The organism is Aeromonas sp. HMWF015 (assembly GCF_963878965.1).
Classification (GTDB): Bacteria; Pseudomonadota; Gammaproteobacteria; order Enterobacterales; family Aeromonadaceae; genus Aeromonas; species Aeromonas veronii.
In genome coordinates, this window is the sequence record NZ_CAWNZT010000337.1 from 1 (window position 1) to 2312 (window position 2312).

Below are 2312 nucleotides of genomic sequence, written 5' to 3' on the forward strand. Positions count from 1 at the left end.
CCCCAGCACCAGTCGCACGAAAATGCTTATCAGCAGCCCGTTTACCTTCTCGGGCAACCATAGCATCGTACTTATCAATCTGGCTCACGATACGGTAGAACTGAGCACGGCTAGGAATTGCTAATGGCTTCAGTTTTTGTGCATTAAGCTCATTTATACGATGACGAAAGGCATCGTAGACCGCTTGTACAGGAAGCCTCTCTCTAGAAAGCCACAAACGCTCAATGAGTAGATTCAGCTCATCCATCACCTCTTTAGGGAATTTCCGTTGAGTTAATGCTTTTGATTTTTGGGGTGCTAGCGACATCAGATTCTGTCCTGATTCACTCCATTGTCTCCACCACCGATAAATCGATGAGGCTGAGGGTGGGTTAAGATCCCCTATGCTTTTTGAAACTGTATCAATAACTTGCTCTATACCTGTAGTTTTTGGATCCCTCCCTATACGATTAATAGCCTCCTTGATGTACTCGTATTTACGTAATACAGCGTCACGTTGCGATTGAGATAAAGTTTTTAGATCAGGTTCAATCCGGGGCCTAAAACCGTTTTCAGTGTTTGGGATACGTTGACTTGATGAATCAATAATAAGGTCTCCGGTTGCCAATAAAGCTGCTAACTGTGACTTTGTTTTGACGAGAATAGCCCTATCAGTTAGCCGTTCTAGATAACATTCACCTGATACCAAGATCCTATCGACCCGATATTGGGCACTACTCAAAGTCAGGTGCAATCCGGTATGAAAAGAGGCAATTTTCATGGCCGATACCCTCCGAGAAAAACAGTACTGTGGCAGGAGAAAAAGGTGAGCAAAGATCCGTGTGTAGCGCTTGCTGTGAGAGCAGCGCATAGACAAGTGCAGGGGAGTTCAAAACCTCTGCTAACTGCTCGAAAGTTACGGAACCTATAGCCTTGAACCAATGCCCAATTCGCAACCACACCTCATCAGGTACATGGACACGTTGATGAGCCCTGAGTAACTTCAGGTTACGTTGTAAGGTAGGGTGGTGAAGTTCTATATCCGTGATAACGCCAAATTGTTGGCCGTGCATCTCCCAAAATCTTGCAACCTGCTGAAACCGTCTTTTGACAGCATCACCTTGAAGCTTGGCAAAAGGCTTAACCTCCAAGTACATCGATCTGCCGTCATGAAACTTCAGCTCAAAATCAGGGGTATAACGCCGCATTTGACCATCGCTTTCGAAGTAGATAGTGATCGGCTGCTCTCGATAACTCACCACATCGGCTGAAAACTCAAAGAGAGCGCAAGCTTTTTGCTCCAGTTGTGATTCCCAAGCAACGAGTCGGTTGTTCTTCGTTGACGGGTAGAACCCGACAACTCGCCCAGTTGTCGGCCTAACCGGCTCACGAACGCGAACATCTCTCCGTTGTCGCACGGATTTTTGGCATAGCTTCGCCTTCTGCCTTGTGCCAAGCGGCACGACAGTGTTCTTTAAAGACATACGTTCCCCTTACTCTGACGAGTAACGAAGTTAACGAGCTGGATTAATGTCTAGGCAGGCAGATTGACGCCAATGGAGCAAGTGGAGATACTTAGATTTCTCAAGTCGTGAGTACCATTACTTGCGCCCAATAGCGGGACAATCCACCCGGTGCGTCCCGTTATATCTACATTGCAATACCCTCCTGAGAGTTGACCCCCAAGCCAAGAACCTTCCGTATGATCAGTACCTGGTCTTCATTCAGCGTACCTAAGTGATTTCGTAAATCGTGGACCATTTCAAACTCATCTTGAGACATACCTTCGGGCAAACGGAACGTCATCTCTGATAGCTCAACAGAGCGCCACAGCCCTTCTTGCTCGTCTCGAGATAAGTTCAAGTTCTTGATTAGCCGATTGAGCACTTCTGCCGATGGTGGCCCCTTACGCCCTCGCTCAAGAGTGCTTACATAGCAAGGATTGATGCCCATCAGGTCCGCGAGCTGCTTTTGCTGAATGCGACGACTACGCCGAAGATTTTCAAGATAGATACCAAAAGGAGTCATAAACACACGGTCCAGAGTTGTGCATTTATTGTCCAGAATATAGGAAAAACCTACGACACTTAAGCAAAAAATTAAAAAATATCATTTAATATCAATGTGATACATTTTGATTTGCAAAGTTATACGTTTTGACAGATAACGGCGGAAAGGTCACTGTTGATTCATAGAGCCCAAGCATTTTCTTACAAGGATAGAAAATGGCACTCTTTAGCCCCCTATAGAGCTATAAGACCAATTAAAGGAAGTTGGCCACATCATCTATTCTATTTCCTCTTATGGCATAGAATTAAAAACCATCTTAACAC

Annotated in this window: 3 protein-coding genes; all 3 read right to left on the bottom strand. The window is 45.5% G+C overall.

Annotated elements, in window-relative coordinates; genetic code table 11:
• Positions 1–760: hypothetical protein (locus AACS18_RS16575; protein ID WP_219927982.1), on the bottom strand; the 760-nt coding region annotated here is incomplete at its 3' end.
• Entirely contained in the window at positions 714–1463 is a 750-nt protein-coding gene (locus AACS18_RS16580) for a TnsA endonuclease N-terminal domain-containing protein (RefSeq protein ID WP_108612756.1), read from the bottom strand. The genes AACS18_RS16580 and AACS18_RS16575, both read right to left, overlap by 47 nt.
• Positions 1464–1629: 166 nt before the next feature.
• Positions 1630–2007: a helix-turn-helix domain-containing protein gene (locus AACS18_RS16585; protein WP_108612757.1), complete on the bottom strand. Its 378-nt coding sequence runs from the start codon at positions 2005–2007 to the stop codon at positions 1630–1632.
• Positions 2008–2312: the final 305 nt, after the last annotated feature.